Here is a 16,869-nt window from a genome sequence, read left to right as displayed (position 1 = left end):
AGTGCTCTACGCTACCCTTCGCCGATGATTTTCGAGGTCGACTATGCACATTCATATTCTTGGTATTTGCGGCACATTCATGGGTTCGCTGGCGGTTTTGGCCAAAGAACTGGGCCATCACGTGACAGGCTCCGACGCGAACGTCTATCCGCCGATGAGCACCCAGCTGCAAGCTCAAGGCATTGAGTTGACCCAAGGCTACGACCCCGCCCAGCTGGACCCCGCGCCTGATGTGGTGGTGATCGGCAATGCGCTGTCGCGTGGCAATCCGGCGGTCGAATACGTGCTCAACAAAGGCCTGCCGTATGTGTCCGGGCCGCAATGGCTGGCTGATCACGTGCTGCAAGGCCGCTGGGTGCTGGCGGTGGCCGGGACTCACGGCAAAACCACGACCAGCAGCATGCTGGCCTGGGTACTGGAACATGCCGGCATGGCGCCGGGCTTCCTGATCGGCGGCGTGCCGCAAAACTTTGCCGTGTCGGCGCGGTTGGGCGACACGCCGTTTTTCGTGGTCGAGGCCGATGAGTACGACAGCGCCTTCTTCGACAAACGCTCCAAGTTTGTGCATTACCGTCCGCGCACCGCGATCCTCAACAATCTTGAGTTCGATCACGCGGACATCTTCCCCGACCTGCCTGCGATCGAGCGGCAATTTCACCATTTAGTGCGCACGATCCCCAGCGAAGGCCTGGTGATTCACCCAACCACTGAACCTGCCTTGCAGCGGGTGATTGACATGGGCTGCTGGACCCCGGTGCAAACCACGGGCGAAGGGGGTCAATGGCAAGCCCGCCTGTTGAGCGACGACGGTTCGCGCTTTGACGTGCTGTTCGAGGGCGTGGTTCAGGGCACTGTCGAGTGGGACATGACCGGCCAGCATAACGTCGCCAATGCCTTGGCCACGCTGGCGGCTGCCCGCCATGTTGGGGTGGTGCCGAGCATGGCGATTGATGGCCTGAGCGCCTTCAAAAGCGTGAAGCGCCGAATGGAAAAAGTGGCCGAGGTGAAGGGCGTCACGATTTATGACGACTTCGCTCACCACCCGACCGCCATTGCCACCACGCTGGACGGGTTGCGCAAGCGTATCGGCGATGCCCCGTTGGTGGCGATCATTGAACCGCGTTCCAACTCCATGAAACTGGGTGCCCACCGGGATGGCCTGCCGCAGAGCGTGGCCCAGGCCGATCACGTGGTCTGGTATGCACCGGCCAATCTGGGCTGGGACCTGGCGGCAACGGTTGCATCGAGCCCTGTGTCGACCCGGGTCTGCGACTCGCTGGACGCTATCATCGCCGACGTCAAAACCCGCGTTAAGCCTGGCACCCACGTGGTGATCATGAGTAACGGCGGCTTTGGCGGGCTACACGGCAAGCTGGCGGACGCGCTGCAATGAGTGGCCCGGAACGCATCACCCTGGCCGTAACCGGTGCATCGGGCATGCCTTACGCATTGCGTTTGCTTGATTGCTTGGTGCGCGAAGACCGCGAGGTTCACTTCCTGATTTCCAAGGCCGCACAGTTGGTCATGGCGACTGAGACCGACGTTAACCTGCCGCCCAAGCCGCAGGCCATGCAGACGTTTCTGACCGAATACACCGGGGCGGCTGCCGGGCAGATCCGTGTGTACGGCAAGGAAGACTGGATGTCGCCGGTGGCCTCGGGTTCCGGCGCGCCGGCCGCGATGGTGGTGGTGCCGTGTTCCACGGGCACGCTGTCGGCCATTGCCACGGGCGCGTGCAACAACCTGGTCGAGCGGGCGGCGGACGTGACGCTCAAAGAGCGTCGCCAGTTGATTCTGGTGCCGCGCGAAGCGCCGTACTCCAGTATTCATCTGGAAAACATGCTCAAGCTGTCGAACATGGGCGCCATCATCTTGCCCGCGTCGCCGGGTTTCTATCATCAGCCGCAGACCATCGATGATCTGGTTGATTTTATGGTCGCGCGCATTCTTAACCTGCTCAATATCCCGCAGGACATGCTCCCGCGCTGGGGCGAGCACCATGTGGGCGGCGATGAGTAAGGCGCTGCTGGGCGGGTTGATGCTCCTGCACATTGGCGGTTGCGCCAGCGTTCGCACGCTGGACGCCGCCAAGCCGGGGGCGCCGGTGGTGTATTCGGGTACGCGGCTCGATTGGTATGCGATGCAAGGCGGGTGCTGTGCGCAAGACCGCTTTGGCGCCCAGCCCCCGCGTTATCCGGGGCTGGACCTGCCTGCCAGCGCCTTGCTGGATACGCTTTTGTTGCCGTTGTCGGTGTTGACCGTGCTGGGGGTCGGCGTCCAGGCCAACGGCGGGCTGTAACGGGTTACTTGCCCAGTTTTCTCAGTTCGTCGGACTCAATCACCCGCACGCCTTGCTGATCTTCAAGCGCCAGTCGCCACAGTGCCCGGGCCAGTTCACAGGCTTCAATGCCGTGGTATTTGCCGGGGATCAATTTTGAAAAAAGACCTGCAATTTTCTCTGCCGGGCGTTCTTCCAGGCGTTCGCCGATGAGCAGAGATGGGCGGGCGATGGTTAACTGAGGCCAGTCCTGCGCTCGCAAGGATTGCTCCATCTCACCTTTGACCCGGTTGTAGAAAATGGATGACTCCGGGTCTGCGCCAATGGCGCTGATGACGATCAAATGCCTGGCGCCCATTTCACGCGCGCGCTTGGCAAAGGCCACGACCATGTCGTGGTCCACGGCGCGAAAGGCTTCTTCGGAACCGGCCTGTTTGATGGTGGTGCCCAGGCAGCAGAACGCGACATCGACCGGGCCGCTGAGTTGGGGCAGAAACACGGCGGGGTCGCCCACCGGGTTTTCCAGGTGCGGATGGTCGGCCAGGGGTTTGCGCGAGGGGGCGAGTACGCGTTCTACCGTCGGTTCGTTAAGCAAACGGTCTAGCAACAGCTCACCGGTCAGGCCGGTGGCACCCGCAAGCAGGATGTGCTGAGGCGTCAGGTACATGCGAATTCTCCCTTGATACATTCAGCTTAGTCACTCGCGGCGTCCATGCTGTTCCATCGGATTAATGCAACGCTTGCCGTGCTTGTTGCTCGCGCAGGCGCTGCCAGTGGTTCAAGACGCCTTTCGGTGCCCAGAGTTGAGGTGCTGAAGCATCGAAGTTGTCGGCCTGTTCGCGCTCGGCAACGTATTGTTTCGCCAGAGTGAACGCCTGCTGCAGGTCGTCGGTCTGGTTCAGGGCCTGCGCGAACAGGGCATTGCCGAAGTAAGTGAAGTCGGCTTCTTCCGAGCAGCCAAACGACACCTTGTCCGCTTCGGAGGCGGTCATGATCAAGGTTCTTTCATCCTTGAGCGCCGGGATGAACCCGCCCGAGTAGCAGGCAGAAATCACAATGATCTTGTCGCGATGCTTCAAAGGGGCAAGCGCGGCGGCCAATTCGTCGGCGGGCAGGTCAGCCAGTTCAAGGCGCGGCTGGTCGAGCACCAGTTCATGGTCGTGGGTGCCGTGGCTGGTCAGGTAGATGAACACCAGGTCTTCCGGGCCCGTGCGCTCGGCCAGGGTCTTGGCGGCGCGGTGCAGGTTTTCGCGGGTGGCCATGGGGCGATCCATCAAGTGGTCGCGATGGTTGACCAGGCTGATGTTGCCGCGGCTGCCGAAACGGCTGGTGAGCATGTCGCTGACGTAATCAGCTTCACGCAGAAAGACGCTTTGCTTGCCGTCGCCCCCCAGCACCAGGCTGTACAGCTCGACGGCCGGGGTGGAGTGTGGAACCGCTTTGAGGGCCCGGTCGAGCAACGCGCCCTGATTGAGCAGGCCCAGCTCAAGCGGGTCCGGCAACAGCTCGCCTTTTTCGTCGCGCACGCGCAGCCCGTTGATCCAGTAGCCTTTCTCTACCGTGCCGTCGCTCAGGGTCAGGGTGCCATAGCCCTGATACGTGTCGTTGGCAAAGTCACCGACATAGCGGCTGCCATCGGCCATGTCGAGCTGGCCGGGACCATTGAAGCGCCACTCATTGAATTGACCGCGATAGTGGCTGCCGTCAACGCCGATGAACTCGCCCTGGCCCGTCAGGGCGCCGTCCTTGAACTCGCCGATCCACACGTCGCCGTCAGCGTTTTCGAAGCGGCCCTTGCCGTTGAGCTGGTTGTCTTTGAACTCGCCTTCGTATTGATCCCCTTCGGCGCTGTTGAAAATACCAGTGCCTTCGAGCTGACCATTGACGAAGGTACCCGTGAATTCGTTGCCGCTGGCATCGCTGCGCTTGCCTTCGCCATGGGGTTTGCCCTGGGCGAACTGGCCCTGATACTCGCTGCCGTCTTCCAGTTCGAGGTGGCCGAAGCCGGAAAACTGGTCATCCTTGAAAGCGCCGCGATAGCTCATGCCACCTTGTTTGAGGGTGCCTTCACCTTCGCGGCGCCCTTGCTTGAAGCCGCCGACGTACTCGCTGTCGTGGGTGGTCAGGCTGCCTTGCCCGTTCCACAGGCCACCCTCGAATTTGCCGCGGTACACGTCGCCATTGCTGGCATGCCATTCCCCCTGGCCCTGATACACGCCATTGCTGAATTCGCCCGCGTACCAAGTGCCGTTCGGGTAGTCGATGCGGCCCTGGCCCTGCAATAGTCCGTTGACCACTTCACCGCGATAGCGCCCGCCATCGGGCAGGCGAGCGTCCGGGGGCAACAGCGAGTCGCCGTCGCCGCAGGCCGTCAGCAGCAAAGTCAGAGCAAGGGGTACAAATGGGCGCATGGCAGGATCCGGAAAGTTAGGCCACCGAGTATGCCGCAGCAATGGAAGCCGCTCTATAGGGCGACATGAAACATCCTGAGATATTCACGCGCCGCTCTTGCCTTTAGCCAAGCCAGTGCGTGGTGAGCGTGCTTATAATGCGGCGCAAAAAAGATCGCTGGAGACGAGAGATGTTGTTACGCGGCCTGACCTGGCTGGTGCTGTTTCAATTGCTCGGCACTGCCCTCAATCATTTGTTCATCCCTGTGTTGCCCGGCCCGATCATCGGGTTGTTGCTGCTGTTGGCCTTTCTGATCGTGCGCGGCCAGGTTGGCGAGCCTTTGAGCCAGGCAGCCAGCGGTCTGTTGCGCTACCTGCCGTTGTTGCTGGTGCCGCCCGCCGTGGGGGTGATGGTCTACGCCAGTGACATCGCCGCCGATTTTTGGGCGATTGTCGGCGCGCTGGTGCTGTCACTGCTGTTGTCGATGGCGTTCGTGGGCGTGCTGATGCAGCGCTTGCTCAAGCGTCATCAGTCTGCGGAGGAACGGCCATGACCCTGGAATGGCAAGGCGCCTGGCAAGCCGTGATCCACCATCCGCTGTTCGGCATTGGCATCACCCTGGGCGCTTACCAACTGGTGCTGGCGGCGTTCGAAAAAACCCGCTGGATTTTCCTGCAACCGGTTTTGGCCTCAATGCTGCTGGTGATCGGCGTGCTGCTCAGTTGCGGCCTGAGCTACGACGAGTACCGCAAAAGCACCGACATCCTGAGCATCCTGTTGGGCCCCGCCACGGTGGCGCTGGCCGTCCCGCTGTACCTGAATTTGCGAAGAATCCGCCAACTGTTCTGGCCCATCTTTACTACGCTGGTGATTGGGGGCGTGTTTGCGACCGGCCTGGTGGTGTTGCTGGGTTGGTGGTTCGGCACTGAGCACATGGTGCTGATGACCCTGGCGCCCAAGTCGGTGACCTCGCCCATTGCCATGCTGGTGGCTGAGCAAATCGGCGGTGTCGCCGCGTTGGCGGCGGTGTTTGTGCTGATTACCGGGGTCATTGGTGCGATTGTCGGGCCGGGCCTGCTGAGCCTGTTGCAGGTTCACAGTGCCGAAGCGCGGGGCATGGCGCTGGGCATGACGGCTCACGCAGTCGGAACCTCCGTGGCCTTGCAGGAAGGCGAAGAGTGCGGCGCTTTTGCGGCGTTGGCGATGAGTTTAATGGGTGTGGGCACGGCGGTCTTTTTACCGCTTGCCGTCAGCCTTGTGGTGTAAGGACGTAGACATGACATTGCCGTTGTTTCCTCTCAAGACTGTGCTCTTTCCCGGTTGTGTACTGGATCTGCAAATTTTTGAGGCGCGATACCTCGACATGATTGCCCGCTGCATGAAGCAGGGCACCGGTTTTGGGGTGGTGTGCATTCTGGAGGGCAGTGAAGTGGGCGACGCCCCCGACGACATTGCCCTGATCGGGTGTGAAGCACTGATCCGCGACTTTCAGCAACAGGAGAATGGCCTGTTGGGCATACGGGTCGAAGGCGGGCGACGCTTTGGGGTGCTGAGTGCAGAACGCCAGCGTGACCAGTTGCTGGTAGCGGAGGTTGAGTGGCTGGACGAAATCCCCGAGCAACCGCTTGAAGAGGAAGATCAGGATTTGCTGGCGCTGCTCAAGGCGCTGGCCGAGCACCCGATGGTGGCGGCCCTGAACATGAACACCGAAGTCGAGGGGCAGCAGTCGCTGGCCAATCAACTGGCCTATTTGCTGCCTTTTGCCGAGGAGGACAAGTTACAACTGCTGCAAGTCGATGACCCCCAGCAGCGTCTGGATGGCATTCAGGTGCTGCTGGACGAAATGCAGGGCGATTCTCAGGGCGAAACCCTCAATTGATCCTCGCCCCACGCGGGGTGTTAGTACGCATAGCGCAGCAGCTCTTTGGACATGTGCGCCAGCATGAAAAAGCCATACAGCGCCGTGCTGGCGGGCAAAATCAGCCACCAGACTTTCTGCGGGACGGGGCTCAGCGGCATGAAGCGTTGGCACAGCGCCAGTCCAAACGCATTGACCGTGATCGCCAGTAGCGCGCCGGCCATGATGTCAGTTGGCCAGTGAGCGCCGAGGTACACCCGCGACATGGCGACCGTGATCGCCAGCAGGCAGCCCAGTAGCACCCACGTGATGCGCATGCGCTGAGGTTGCTCGCGCCCGGCCAGAATTGCCAGCGCGACAAAGAACGCAAACGCGCCGGAGCTATGGCCGCTGGGCATGCTGTAACTGGTCAGCGGATCCACCAACACGTCAGGGCGCACCCTGGCGAAGAACAGCTTGGTGAAAGTGTTGGCCAGCGCAGTGAACAGCGTCACCCCGCCGAAAAAAATCATCGCGCGCCATTGCCGGGTCAGCAGCAGGATGATGCACACCAGCGCCGCCGCCAGAAACTGGGTGCGGAAGTTGCCGATCTGCGTCACCAGCACGGCGGCCATGTCCATGGCGCTGCTGCGATGCTCTTGCACCAGCGCAGAAATGCCCTGATCCAGAGCCGTCATGTACGGGTAGCCGATGAACACCGCCAGCAGCAGCACCAGGCTCAGGGCGCCGATCAGCAAGGTCGCTTTGGATTGGCGCCGAATGCTGGCGTTGATGCTCAGCCCCAGCAACCCCGCCAGCCCGACCGCGACAATCGCCGCTTGGGGCCAGAAGCCTTCAGGTAATGGCAAGCGGATCGCGGCGCCGGTCGCCCAACCAGGCAGCAGGTACGCCACCGACCAGCCGATGCCGGCCAGCAGGCTGACCCCGATAAAGCGCGGGACGGGCATGTCGCACATCCCTGCGACCATGGGCAGCATGGGCCGTAGCGGGCCGATGAAACGTCCCACGAGCAGGCTGACGATGCCGTACTTGTGAAAGTAACTTTCGGCGCCGTTCATCCACTCGGGGTGGGTGCGCAATAAAGGCAAGCGCCGAATGTTTTGATGGAAGCGTCTGCCCAGCGCATAAGACACGACATCCCCGAGCAGTCCGCCGAGAAACCCCAGCAGCAAGGTTTCGCCCAGTGACAGGGCACCGCTGCCCGCCATGACGGCGATTGCAAACAGCAGCACGGTGCCCGGCACAATAATCCCGGCAATGGCCAGGCATTCAACGCACGCCACAATAAACACCGCAAGGCCCAGCCACTGCGGGTTGGCTGTCAGCCAGCCAGTTACGCTATCGAGCCATGGGCCCATGTTTCAATTTCCTTTTGATCGTCGGTTAAATCGTTTGGGCAGTGGCAATCACGGGTGATCCAGGATCACGTAGTCCTTGCCTTCAACCTGGCCGCGTCGCAGCGGGTTACGCGTGCAATACGCAGCGTAGTCAGCGTCGACAAAGCGGTACATCAGGTGTTCATCGCGCCCGTGGGGGATGCCCAGGCGTGTGGTTTGAATCACCTGCGAGGGTTGTTGTGCGACGTCATCGACCCGTAAACGTTCGGGGTCGAAACATTTTGCATCCCATTCAGGCACTTTCAGACCCAGCGCCTTGCACAGCAATGTTTGCCCGGCGCAGAGTTTGTGGTCGGGTCGCGGGCGGCCCTGCGAGTCGGGATTGTTGCGCTGCATGAGCGCCAGGCTGAGCGGGCCGGACAGCTCGTCGACCCACGGGTAGGCCGATTTGATCAGGACGGCATTGCCCGGGCCGTGGGCGCTGAAGTTCAACGAGTCGCCGCCGCGAGCGTAGTACATATAAATGTGCCCGCCATCAAGAAACAGCGCCCTGCGCTTTTCGGTGTAACCCAGTGAGGCATGGCTGCCTTTGTCGACGCAGTAATAGGCTTCGGTTTCGATAATCCGCGCACTGAGCCACAGGTCGTTGACCCGGTGACGAATGACTTTGCCCAATAGTTCGCGGGCAACGCGTTGGGCATCACGGTCGAAAAAGGCATCCGGCAGCATCGTAGGCATCTTCAGGGCTATCACATCAGTGGCGCAAAGGGCGCAGATCATAGCAAGACCTGCTTAATCCGCGCTGAACGCTGTGTATTTGCAGTCCATTTCGACCATCCGCCTGCCACCGCTGTGCGTGAGGCGGCTTGACCGCTATAATCGGCCGCTTTCCTCTCTGCCAAGACCATTGAGACCATGACTGAGTCCGTTCTTGACTACATGACCCGTTTGGGTCGCGCTGCCCGTGAAGCTTCCCGTGTGATTGGCCGTGCCAGCACCGGGCAAAAAAACCGTGCCTTGCTGGCGGCTGCCGCTGCATTGGACGCTGCGCGACCGGAACTCACCGCCGCCAATGAGCAGGATCTGGCGGCGGGCCGGGCCAATGGTCTTGAACCCGCCATGCTGGAGCGTCTGGCCCTGACCCCGGCGCGCATTGACGGCATGATCGTCGGTCTGCGTCAGGTGGCCAGCCTGCCGGACCCGGTCGGCGCCATTCGTGACATGAGCTACCGCCCTTCGGGAATCCAGGTGGGCAAGATGCGCGTGCCGCTGGGCGTGGTTGGCATCATCTATGAGTCGCGTCCCAACGTGACCATCGACGCCGCGAGCCTGTGCCTGAAGTCCGGCAATGCCACCATTTTGCGCGGCGGCTCCGAGGCCATTCACTCCAATCGGGCGATTGCCGCCTGTATCCAGCGAGGTCTGGCCGAGGCCGGGCTGCCGCCGGCGGTGGTGCAAGTGGTTGAAGTGACCGACCGGGCGGCTGTCGGCGCGTTGATTACCATGCCCGAATACGTGGACGTGATCGTCCCCCGTGGCGGCAAAGGCTTGATCGAACGTGTCAGCCGTGATGCGCGGGTGCCGGTGATCAAGCACCTGGACGGCATTTGCCATGTGTACGTCAGTGCTCATGCCGACCTGCCCAAGGCCCGGCGCATTGCGTTCAACGCCAAGACCTATCGCTACGGTATTTGCGGGGCGATGGAAACATTGCTGGTGGATCAGGCCGTCGCGGCAGATTTTTTGCCTGCCATGGCCGAGGAGTTCCGCGCCAAGGGTGTCGAGCTGCGCGGGTGTGAGCGTACTCAAGCGCTGATCGACGTGGTGCCGGCCACTGAAGACGACTGGCACACCGAATACCTGGACGCGATTCTGTCGATCCGTATTGTCGACGGGCTGGACGCTGCCATTGAGCACATCAATCACTACGGCTCCCATCACACCGACTCGATTGTCACCGAACATCAGGGCGACGCCCGGCGTTTCATGGCCGAAGTGGACTCCAGTTCGGTCATGCTCAACACCCCGACCTGCTTCGCTGATGGATTTGAATACGGATTGGGTGCGGAGATTGGCATTTCTACTGATAAGCTGCACGCCCGCGGCCCGGTGGGGCTCGAAGGTCTGACCTGCGAGAAGTACATTGTGGTCGGTGACGGACAGCTGCGCGGTCAGGAGCCGGTCTGACTTGATCGACCTTGAAGCGGCAGTGGAGGCACCGATGAACGACGCGTTACCCCGGCGCATAGGTGTGTTGGGTGGAACCTTCGATCCGGTGCACATCGGGCATTTGCGCGGCGGGCTGGAAGTGGCAGAGATGATGGGGCTCGACGAGCTGCGTCTGACGCCCAATGCCAGGCCGCCTCACCGTGACACGCCGCACGTGTCTGCGCACGACCGTCTGGCGATGGTCGAGTGCGCCGTCGAAGGTGTGGCTACGCTGGTGGTGGACGCCCGGGAACTGCAACGGGACAAACCGTCCTACACCATCGACACCCTGGAACTGATGCGGGCCGAGCTGGCCGCGCAGGACCAGTTGTTTTTATTGCTGGGTTGGGACGCGTTTTGCGGCCTGCCTACATGGCACCGCTGGGAAGAGTTGCTCCAGCATTGCCATATCCTGGTGCTACAGCGCCCGGATGCCGACAGCGAACCGCCGGATGCCTTGCGCAACCTGCTGGCAGCGCGCTCGGTAAGCGACCCGCTGGCCCTGAAAGGGTCGAGCGGACAGATTGCATTCGTCTGGCAGACACCGCTCGCGGTTTCCGCCACCCAGATCCGTCAACTGCTGGCCAGCGGTAAGTCGGTACGTTTCCTGGTGCCCGACGCGGTCCTGGCCTACATCGATGCGCACGGACTGTACCGTGCGTCGAACTAAAAAGGCGTGTTTCAAGGCGCGATAACAACGTGTATTGAAACACCCGAACATACGAGCAAAACGAGTTTTATATGACTAACAAAGATGTAAGCAAAGTTAAGCGCAAAGGCACGTTCAAGAGCGCCCCTCTGCCGGAAAAAGCCCAACCGACCGAAATCCTGAAAGGCGAAGAGCTGGTCAAAGTGGCGGTGACGGCCCTGGAAGACGTCAAGGCCCAAGACATTCAAATCATCGACGTGCGCGAAAAGCACAGCATCACTGACTTCATGATCATCGCCACCGGTACTTCGAACCGTCAAATCGGCGCGATGCTGGACAAGGTCCGCGAAGCGGTCAAAGCGCTGGGCGTCAAGCCGTTGGGCGAAGAAGGCAAGGGCGACAGCGACTGGGTTCTGCTGGACATGGACGACGTGATCGTTCACATGATGACCGCCAGTGCGCGCCAGTTCTACGACCTGGAGCGTCTGTGGGCCGGTGCTGAGCAAAGCCGTGCAGGCAGCGCTGCTCACCACAGCCCGGAAAACACCCACGAGCATTTCCTCAAGCTCAACAAAGACCAAGAGTAAGGGTTAGCTGTGCGCCTGCGTTTGATCGCTGTCGGTTCGCGTATGCCTAAATGGGTGGAAGAAGGCTGGCATGAATATGCCAAGCGTCTGCCATCCGAGCTGGCCCTTGAACTGGTGGAAATACCGCTCAACACCCGCGGCAAAAATGCCGACGTGGCCCGCTTCATCCGTCAGGAAGGCGAGGCCATGCTGGCCAAAGTCGGTCCGGGTGAGCGTATCGTCACGCTGGAAGTGCATGGCAAACCCTGGAGTACCGAGCAGCTGGCGGTCGAACTGGACCGCTGGCGCCTGGACTCGCGCACGGTGAACTTCATGGTGGGCGGCCCTGAAGGGCTGGCGCCGGAAGTCTGTGCACGGGCCGATCAGCGCTGGTCGCTGTCGCCGTTGACGTTGCCGCACCCGTTGGTAAGGATTCTGATTGGTGAGCAGTTGTATCGCGCCTGGACGGTTTTGTCCGGGCACCCTTATCACAAATAGTCAGCGTCCCGAATGTCTCAGCCAATTCGCCTCAAAGACCACGAGAAAGACGCACGCCTTGTGCGCAGCCGCGTTGTGGTCGGCGCAATTGTGGTGGTGGCGCTCATTTGTGCGTTGATCGCGCGCCTGTATTACCTGCAAGTCGTGCAGTACGAGTACCACTCGACCCTGTCTGAAAACAATCGGGTGCACGTGCAGCCCATTCCCCCGACGCGTGGCCTGATTTTCGACCGCAACGGTGTGGTGATCGCGGACAACCGGCCCAGCTTCAGTCTGAGCATGACCCGCGAACGTTCCGGTGACTGGCAGCAAGTGCTCGATGTGATCGTCGAAGTGTTGCAGCTCACGCCAGAAGACCGCGCCTTGTTTGAAAAGCGCATGCGGCAGGGGCGTCGGCCATTCGAGCCGGTGCCCATTCTGTTTGAGCTCACCGAAGAACAGATCGCCCGGATTGCCGTGAACCAGTTCCGCCTGCCCGGGGTTGAAGTGGTCGCGCAACTGGTGCGCCACTACCCGCAGGGCGCGCATTTTGCGCATTCGGTGGGCTATATGGGGCGGATCAACGAGAAAGAGCTTAAAACCCTCGATCCCGTGAATTACAGCGGCACCCATCACATCGGTAAAACCGGCATCGAACGCTTCTATGAGGCTGAACTGCACGGTCAGGTGGGTTACGAAGAAGTCGAGACCAACGCCCGTGGCCGGGTGTTGCGTGTGCTCAAGCGCACGGACCCGATCCCCGGCAAGGACATCGTGCTCAGCCTCGACATCAAATTGCAGGAAGCCGCCGAAGAAGCGCTGGCCGGGCGCCGTGGCGCAGTGGTGGCGTTGAATCCGAATACTGGCGAAGTACTGGCGATGGTCAGTCAGCCGAGCTTCGACCCCAACCTGTTTGTCACCGGCATCAGCTTCAAGGCGTATGCCGAGTTACGTGACTCGATCGACCGTCCGCTGTTCAACCGCATTCTGCGCGGCCTTTACCCGCCGGGCTCGACCATCAAGCCTGCGGTGGCGATTGCCGGGCTCGACAGCGGCGTGATCACCGGTTCGTCGCGGGTCTACGACCCCGGCTACTACATGCTGCCCAATTACGATCACAAGTACCGTAACTGGAACCGCAGCGGTGATGGCTATGTGGATTTGGACACCGCGATCATGCGTTCCAACGACACTTACTTTTATGACCTGGCTCACAAGCTGGGCATTGATCGTCTGTCCTCGTACATGAACCAGTTCGGCATTGGCCAGAAAGTCTCGCTCGACATGTTCGAAGAGTCCGCAGGCTTAATGCCGTCCCGCGAGTGGAAGCGGGCGACGCGGCGGCAGGCCTGGTTTCCGGGCGAAACCCTGATTCTGGGGATTGGTCAGGGCTACATGCAGTCCACGCCGTTGCAACTGGCGCAAGCGACCGCGCTGATTGCCAGCAAAGGCAAATGGATCCGCCCGCACCTGGCCAAGACCATCGAGGGCGTGCCGCCCGTTGACCCGAACCCGATGCCGGACATCGTGCTGCGCGACCCGTCCAACTGGGCCAAGGTCAGCCATGGCATGCAGCAAGTGGTGCATGGCGCCCGCGGGACTGCCCGTGTGGCGGGCGTGGGGGCGCAATACCTGATCGCCGGCAAAAGCGGTACGGCGCAGGTGGTGGCGATCAAGCAGGGCGAAAAATATGACCGTTCCAAGGTTCAGGAACGCCACCGCGACCACGCGCTGTTCGTCGGTTTCGCCCCGGCCGACAACCCGCAAATTGCGGTCTCGGTCATGATTGAAAACGGTGAGGCGGGCAGCCGCGTGGCTTCGCCGGTCGTGCGCAAGGTCATGGATGCCTGGTTGCTGGATGCACAAGGCAAGCTCAAACCTGAGTACGCCAGCCCTTCAAAGGCGGAGGTTACGGCCCGTGATGAGTAATTTTGATCGCATGCTCTCCAGTGAGGATGTGATGCGTCGACGTGCCTCGCTGTTGCAGCGTTTGCACATCGATGGCCCGCTGCTGATTCTGCTGTTGACCCTGGCGGCTGGCAGTCTGTTCGTTCTGTACTCGGCCAGCGGCAAGAGCTGGGACCTGCTGAGCAAGCAGGCCACCTCGTTTGGTATCGGTCTGGTGTCAATGTTCATCATTGCCCAGCTTGAACCCCGGTTCATGGCGCGCTGGGTGCCGATTGGTTACCTGATCGGCGTGCTGCTGCTGGTGGTCGTGGACGTCATGGGCCACAACGCCATGGGGGCCACGCGCTGGATCAACATCCCGGGGGTGATCCGTTTCCAGCCTTCGGAATTCATGAAGATTCTGATGCCAGCGACCATCGCTTGGTACCTCTCCAAGCGCACCTTGCCCCCGCAGCTTAAACACGTGGCGATCAGCCTCATGCTGATTGGCGTGCCCTTTGCGTTGATTGTGCGTCAGCCCGACCTCGGTACTGCGCTGCTGGTACTGGCGGGCGGCGCGTTTGTGCTGTTCATGGGCGGGCTGCGTTGGCGCTGGATTCTCAGCGTGCTGGCGGCCACGGTTCCGGTGGCCGTCGCCATGTGGTTTTTCGTGATGCACGACTATCAAAAGCAGCGCGTGCTGACCTTCCTCGACCCTGAAAGCGATCCGCTGGGCACCGGCTGGAACATCATTCAGTCCAAGGCCGCCATTGGTTCGGGCGGTGTGTTTGGCAAAGGCTGGTTGCTGGGCACCCAGTCACACCTGGACTTCCTGCCTGAAAGCCACACCGACTTCATTATTGCGGTGATGGGCGAAGAGTTCGGCTTGGTGGGCATTTGCGCATTGCTGCTGATTTATCTGCTGTTGATTGGTCGTGGCCTGGTGATTACGGCCCAGGCGCAGACGCTGTTCGGCAAATTGCTGGCCGGCAGCCTGACCATGACGTTTTTTGTTTATGTTTTCGTCAACATCGGTATGGTCAGTGGCCTGTTGCCGGTGGTGGGCGTGCCATTGCCGTTCATTAGCTACGGCGGAACTTCGCTCGTTACGCTGCTGTCAGCGTTTGGGGTTTTGATGTCGATCCACACGCATCGCAAGTGGATCGCGCAAGTTTGATTAAGGTGAAGAATTCAATGCAAGTAATGCGTGGCTGGGCTGCTCGATACGCGTCCTGGGTAGGCCTGATAGGTCTGTTCGGGGCGGCGCAAGGCGCAGTGGCCGGCGACTATGAAGGCTCGCCCCAGGTGGCTGAGTTTGTCGGTGAGATGACCCGCGATTACGGGTTCGCCGGTGAACAGCTGATGGACGTCTTTCGCGAGGCTCAACGCAAGCAGAGCATCCTTGATGCCATTTCGCGTCCGGCCGAGCGCGTGAAGCAGTGGAAGGAATACCGCCCGATCTTCATTTCGGATGCCCGCGTGGCGCGCGGTGTCGATTTTTGGCGTGAGCACGAAGCCGTGCTGGCCCGTGCCGAGCAGGAATATGGCGTACCGGCGCAAGTGATTGTCTCGATCATTGGTGTTGAAACCTTCTACGGCCGTAACACAGGGAGCTACCGGGTAATCGACGCGCTGTCGACCCTGGGCTTTGATTACCCGCCGCGTGCTGAATTCTTCCGCAAAGAACTGCGCGAATTTCTGCTGCTGGCCCGCGAGGAGCAGGTCGACCCGTTGACCCTCAAAGGTTCGTACGCCGGTGCGATGGGCTTGCCGCAATTTATGCCGAGCAGCTTTCGCGCCTATGCCGTGGACTTTGATAACGACGGCCACATTAATATCTGGAGCAACCCGGACGACGCCATCGGCAGTGTTGCCAGCTACTTCAAGCGCCATGGCTGGGTAGCGGGCGAGCCGGTGGTCATTCGGGCTGATGTGCAAGGCGATCGCGCCGACGAAGGGTTGACCCAAGGCATCGAGCCGGTGAAAACGGTCGGGGAGTTGCGAGCGCTGGGGTGGTCGAGTCATGATGCGCTGCGTGACGACATGCCGGTCACCGCCTTCCGTCTCGAAGGCGAAAACGGCCCTGAATACTGGATGGGCCTGAAGAATTTTTATGCGATTACGCGTTACAACCGTAGCGTGATGTACGCCATGGCAGTGCACCAACTGTCCGACCTGCTGGTTCAAGCACGGGGCAACAAGTAATGCCGTTTCTAGCGATCCGTACACCGTTGAAAGTTGCTGCCTGCGCCGCCGTCGCGTTGCTGGTGGTGAGTTGCTCCAGCAGTCGTTCCACCGCGCCGCAGCAAAAGTCGGCCCCGGTAGTCCGCGCCACGCCCGGTCTGGACATCAACCGGGCACACAAGGACGGCGCGCCGTGGTGGGACGTAGACGTCTCGCGTATCCCCGATGCGACGCCCACCCTGCACACCGGGCCGTACAAAGCCAACCCGTATACCGTGCTGGGCAAGACCTACTTCCCGATGCAAGAGTCCAAGACGTACGTGGCGTCAGGTACGGCATCCTGGTACGGCACCAAGTTTCACGGTCAGAACACTGCCAATGGCGAGGTGTATGACCTGTACGGCATGAGCGCAGCGCACAAAACCCTGCCGCTGCCCAGCTACGTCAAAGTGACCAACCTGGACAACGGTAAAGCCGTGGTGCTGCGGGTTAATGACCGTGGCCCGTTCTATTCGGACCGCATCATTGACTTGTCCTACGCGGCGGCCAAAAAGCTCGGCTACGCCGAAACCGGTACGGCGCGGGTCAAAGTCGAAGGCATCGACCCGCAGCAGTGGTGGGCGCAGCGCGGTCGTCCTGCGCCGCTGATGCTCAATGAGCCGAAAATGGCCCAGAATGCACCCGGACCTACCATTGCCACGGGCAAGGTCGAGCAATGGACACCGCCTGCGCAGCAACACGCCACGGATGTTGTGCCGGTGCCGCGCATGGCCAACGGGCAGGGCACGTATTTGCAGGTCGGCGCCTTTGCCAACCCGGATGCCGCAGAGTTGCTTCGTTCCAAGCTCAGTGGCATGGTCAGTGCCCCCGTATTTATTAGCTCGATTGTGCGCAATCAGCAGACCTTGCACCGTGTGCGGCTGGGGCCGATTGCCTCGGCCGGCGAAGTACAGCAAGCGCAAAACAGCGTGCGACTGGCCAATTTGGGCCAGCCAAGCGTTGTGACATCGGATCAGTAACACTGATTAACGCGT

Annotated in this window: 18 protein-coding genes; 14 read left to right on the top strand and 4 right to left on the bottom strand. The window is 61.0% G+C overall.

Going from position 1 to position 16,869, the window contains the following annotated elements; genetic code table 11:
* Window positions 1-43 precede the first annotated feature (43 nt).
* From mpl to BKD70_RS08090, 3 genes are read left to right on the top strand one after another with little or no spacing between them, the layout of a single operon-like run.
* Complete coding sequence (mpl, locus tag BKD70_RS08100) at window positions 44-1,393, top strand: UDP-N-acetylmuramate:L-alanyl-gamma-D-glutamyl-meso-diaminopimelate ligase (protein WP_047273486.1); 1,350 nt, start codon at window positions 44-46, stop codon at window positions 1,391-1,393.
* The gene (gene ubiX, locus BKD70_RS08095) at window positions 1,390-2,019 is read left to right on the top strand and encodes a flavin prenyltransferase UbiX (RefSeq protein WP_047273487.1); all 630 of its coding nucleotides are present in this window, start codon (window positions 1,390-1,392) and stop codon (window positions 2,017-2,019) included. The genes mpl and ubiX overlap by 4 nt, the downstream gene beginning before the upstream one ends.
* Window positions 2,012-2,299, top strand: coding sequence for a YceK/YidQ family lipoprotein (locus BKD70_RS08090; protein WP_047273488.1), 288 nt, complete (start codon window positions 2,012-2,014; stop codon window positions 2,297-2,299). Before ubiX ends, BKD70_RS08090 begins: the two co-directional genes overlap by 8 nt.
* A gap of 4 nt (window positions 2,300-2,303) precedes the next feature.
* Here the strand turns inward: BKD70_RS08090 and BKD70_RS08085 are convergent, their stop codons facing one another.
* Window positions 2,304-2,945, bottom strand: coding sequence for an oxidoreductase (locus tag BKD70_RS08085; RefSeq protein ID WP_047273489.1), 642 nt, complete (start codon window positions 2,943-2,945; stop codon window positions 2,304-2,306).
* 61 nt (window positions 2,946-3,006) lie between these two features.
* Window positions 3,007-4,689, bottom strand: coding sequence for a C13 family peptidase (locus BKD70_RS08080; protein WP_047273490.1), 1,683 nt, complete (start codon window positions 4,687-4,689; stop codon window positions 3,007-3,009).
* Window positions 4,690-4,859: 170 nt separating this feature from the next.
* On the opposite strand from BKD70_RS08080, the gene BKD70_RS08075 reads away from it, so the two are divergent.
* From BKD70_RS08075 to BKD70_RS08065, 3 genes are read left to right on the top strand one after another with little or no spacing between them, the layout of a single operon-like run.
* Window positions 4,860-5,222 carry a CidA/LrgA family protein gene (locus tag BKD70_RS08075; RefSeq protein ID WP_047273491.1) on the top strand — a complete coding sequence of 121 codons (363 nt, stop codon included), beginning with the start codon at window positions 4,860-4,862 and terminating at the stop codon, window positions 5,220-5,222.
* Window positions 5,219-5,935, top strand: coding sequence for an LrgB family protein (locus tag BKD70_RS08070; RefSeq protein ID WP_047273492.1), 717 nt, complete (start codon window positions 5,219-5,221; stop codon window positions 5,933-5,935). The genes BKD70_RS08075 and BKD70_RS08070 overlap by 4 nt, the downstream gene beginning before the upstream one ends.
* Window positions 5,936-5,945: 10 nt before the next feature.
* Window positions 5,946-6,548 (top strand): LON peptidase substrate-binding domain-containing protein, encoded by a 603-nt coding sequence (locus BKD70_RS08065; RefSeq protein WP_047273493.1) that lies wholly within the window; start codon window positions 5,946-5,948, stop codon window positions 6,546-6,548.
* Window positions 6,549-6,568: 20 nt separating this feature from the next.
* Here the strand turns inward: BKD70_RS08065 and BKD70_RS08060 are convergent, their stop codons facing one another.
* Both BKD70_RS08060 and BKD70_RS08055 read right to left on the bottom strand, forming a co-directional pair.
* Complete coding sequence (locus BKD70_RS08060; RefSeq protein ID WP_047273494.1) at window positions 6,569-7,885, bottom strand: bifunctional DedA family/phosphatase PAP2 family protein; 1,317 nt, start codon at window positions 7,883-7,885, stop codon at window positions 6,569-6,571.
* A gap of 48 nt (window positions 7,886-7,933) precedes the next feature.
* Entirely contained in the window at window positions 7,934-8,602 is a 669-nt protein-coding gene (locus tag BKD70_RS08055) for a DNA-3-methyladenine glycosylase (RefSeq protein ID WP_080960309.1), read from the bottom strand.
* Between the two features lie 177 nt (window positions 8,603-8,779).
* Here BKD70_RS08055 and BKD70_RS08050 point away from each other — a divergent pair, with 177 nt between their 5' ends.
* The 8 genes from BKD70_RS08050 to BKD70_RS08015 all read left to right on the top strand — a co-directional run bounded on the left by BKD70_RS08050 (window position 8,780) and on the right by BKD70_RS08015 (window position 16,854).
* On the top strand, window positions 8,780-10,051 hold the full coding sequence (locus tag BKD70_RS08050; RefSeq protein WP_047273496.1) for a glutamate-5-semialdehyde dehydrogenase: 1,272 nt from the start codon (window positions 8,780-8,782) through the stop codon (window positions 10,049-10,051).
* 34 nt (window positions 10,052-10,085) lie between these two features.
* Complete coding sequence (gene nadD, locus BKD70_RS08045) at window positions 10,086-10,742, top strand: nicotinate-nucleotide adenylyltransferase (protein ID WP_047274255.1); 657 nt, start codon at window positions 10,086-10,088, stop codon at window positions 10,740-10,742.
* Between the two features lie 71 nt (window positions 10,743-10,813).
* On the top strand, window positions 10,814-11,308 hold the full coding sequence (gene rsfS, locus BKD70_RS08040) for a ribosome silencing factor (RefSeq protein WP_047273497.1): 495 nt from the start codon (window positions 10,814-10,816) through the stop codon (window positions 11,306-11,308).
* Between the two features lie 9 nt (window positions 11,309-11,317).
* A complete protein-coding gene (rlmH, locus tag BKD70_RS08035) occupies window positions 11,318-11,785 on the top strand; it encodes a 23S rRNA (pseudouridine(1915)-N(3))-methyltransferase RlmH (protein WP_003444191.1) in 468 nt (155 codons plus the stop codon).
* A 12-nt stretch (window positions 11,786-11,797) separates the two neighbouring features.
* Window positions 11,798-13,693 carry a penicillin-binding protein 2 gene (mrdA, locus tag BKD70_RS08030; RefSeq protein WP_047273498.1) on the top strand — a complete coding sequence of 632 codons (1,896 nt, stop codon included), beginning with the start codon at window positions 11,798-11,800 and terminating at the stop codon, window positions 13,691-13,693.
* Window positions 13,694-13,724: 31 nt separating this feature from the next.
* Complete coding sequence (gene rodA / locus BKD70_RS08025; protein WP_047274257.1) at window positions 13,725-14,828, top strand: rod shape-determining protein RodA; 1,104 nt, start codon at window positions 13,725-13,727, stop codon at window positions 14,826-14,828.
* A 5-nt stretch (window positions 14,829-14,833) separates the two neighbouring features.
* Window positions 14,834-15,856, top strand: a complete 1,023-nt coding sequence (mltB, locus tag BKD70_RS08020) for a lytic murein transglycosylase B (RefSeq protein WP_371913982.1) — start codon at window positions 14,834-14,836, stop codon at window positions 15,854-15,856.
* Window positions 15,856-16,854: a septal ring lytic transglycosylase RlpA family protein gene (locus tag BKD70_RS08015; RefSeq protein ID WP_047273500.1), complete on the top strand. Its 999-nt coding sequence runs from the start codon at window positions 15,856-15,858 to the stop codon at window positions 16,852-16,854. The genes mltB and BKD70_RS08015 overlap by 1 nt, the downstream gene beginning before the upstream one ends.
* Window positions 16,855-16,869 lie beyond the last annotated feature (15 nt).

Origin of the sequence: Pseudomonas sp. BS-2016, assembly GCF_001806145.1 — a bacterium.
Lineage (GTDB): Bacteria > Pseudomonadota > Gammaproteobacteria > Pseudomonadales > Pseudomonadaceae > Aquipseudomonas > Aquipseudomonas lundensis.
Note: the sequence above shows the minus strand (reverse complement) of the source record. Positions and strands in the feature narration are given on the sequence as shown.

Coding starts and splice junctions, on each gene's coding strand:
- ubiX (WP_047273487.1), top strand. CDS start 1,390: ATGAGTGGCCCGGAACGCATCACCCTGGCCGTAACCGGTGCATCGGGC.
- BKD70_RS08055 (WP_080960309.1), bottom strand. CDS start 8,602: ATGCCTACGATGCTGCCGGATGCCTTTTTCGACCGTGATGCCCAACGC.
- BKD70_RS08080 (WP_047273490.1), bottom strand. CDS start 4,689: ATGCGCCCATTTGTACCCCTTGCTCTGACTTTGCTGCTGACGGCCTGC.
- BKD70_RS08015 (WP_047273500.1), top strand. CDS start 15,856: ATGCCGTTTCTAGCGATCCGTACACCGTTGAAAGTTGCTGCCTGCGCC.
- rodA (WP_047274257.1), top strand. CDS start 13,725: ATGCGTCGACGTGCCTCGCTGTTGCAGCGTTTGCACATCGATGGCCCG.
- rsfS (WP_047273497.1), top strand. CDS start 10,814: ATGACTAACAAAGATGTAAGCAAAGTTAAGCGCAAAGGCACGTTCAAG.
- mrdA (WP_047273498.1), top strand. CDS start 11,798: ATGTCTCAGCCAATTCGCCTCAAAGACCACGAGAAAGACGCACGCCTT.
- nadD (WP_047274255.1), top strand. CDS start 10,086: ATGAACGACGCGTTACCCCGGCGCATAGGTGTGTTGGGTGGAACCTTC.
- BKD70_RS08075 (WP_047273491.1), top strand. CDS start 4,860: ATGTTGTTACGCGGCCTGACCTGGCTGGTGCTGTTTCAATTGCTCGGC.
- mpl (WP_047273486.1), top strand. CDS start 44: ATGCACATTCATATTCTTGGTATTTGCGGCACATTCATGGGTTCGCTG.
- BKD70_RS08090 (WP_047273488.1), top strand. CDS start 2,012: ATGAGTAAGGCGCTGCTGGGCGGGTTGATGCTCCTGCACATTGGCGGT.
- BKD70_RS08065 (WP_047273493.1), top strand. CDS start 5,946: ATGACATTGCCGTTGTTTCCTCTCAAGACTGTGCTCTTTCCCGGTTGT.
- BKD70_RS08060 (WP_047273494.1), bottom strand. CDS start 7,885: ATGGGCCCATGGCTCGATAGCGTAACTGGCTGGCTGACAGCCAACCCG.
- BKD70_RS08050 (WP_047273496.1), top strand. CDS start 8,780: ATGACTGAGTCCGTTCTTGACTACATGACCCGTTTGGGTCGCGCTGCC.
- BKD70_RS08070 (WP_047273492.1), top strand. CDS start 5,219: ATGACCCTGGAATGGCAAGGCGCCTGGCAAGCCGTGATCCACCATCCG.
- BKD70_RS08085 (WP_047273489.1), bottom strand. CDS start 2,945: ATGTACCTGACGCCTCAGCACATCCTGCTTGCGGGTGCCACCGGCCTG.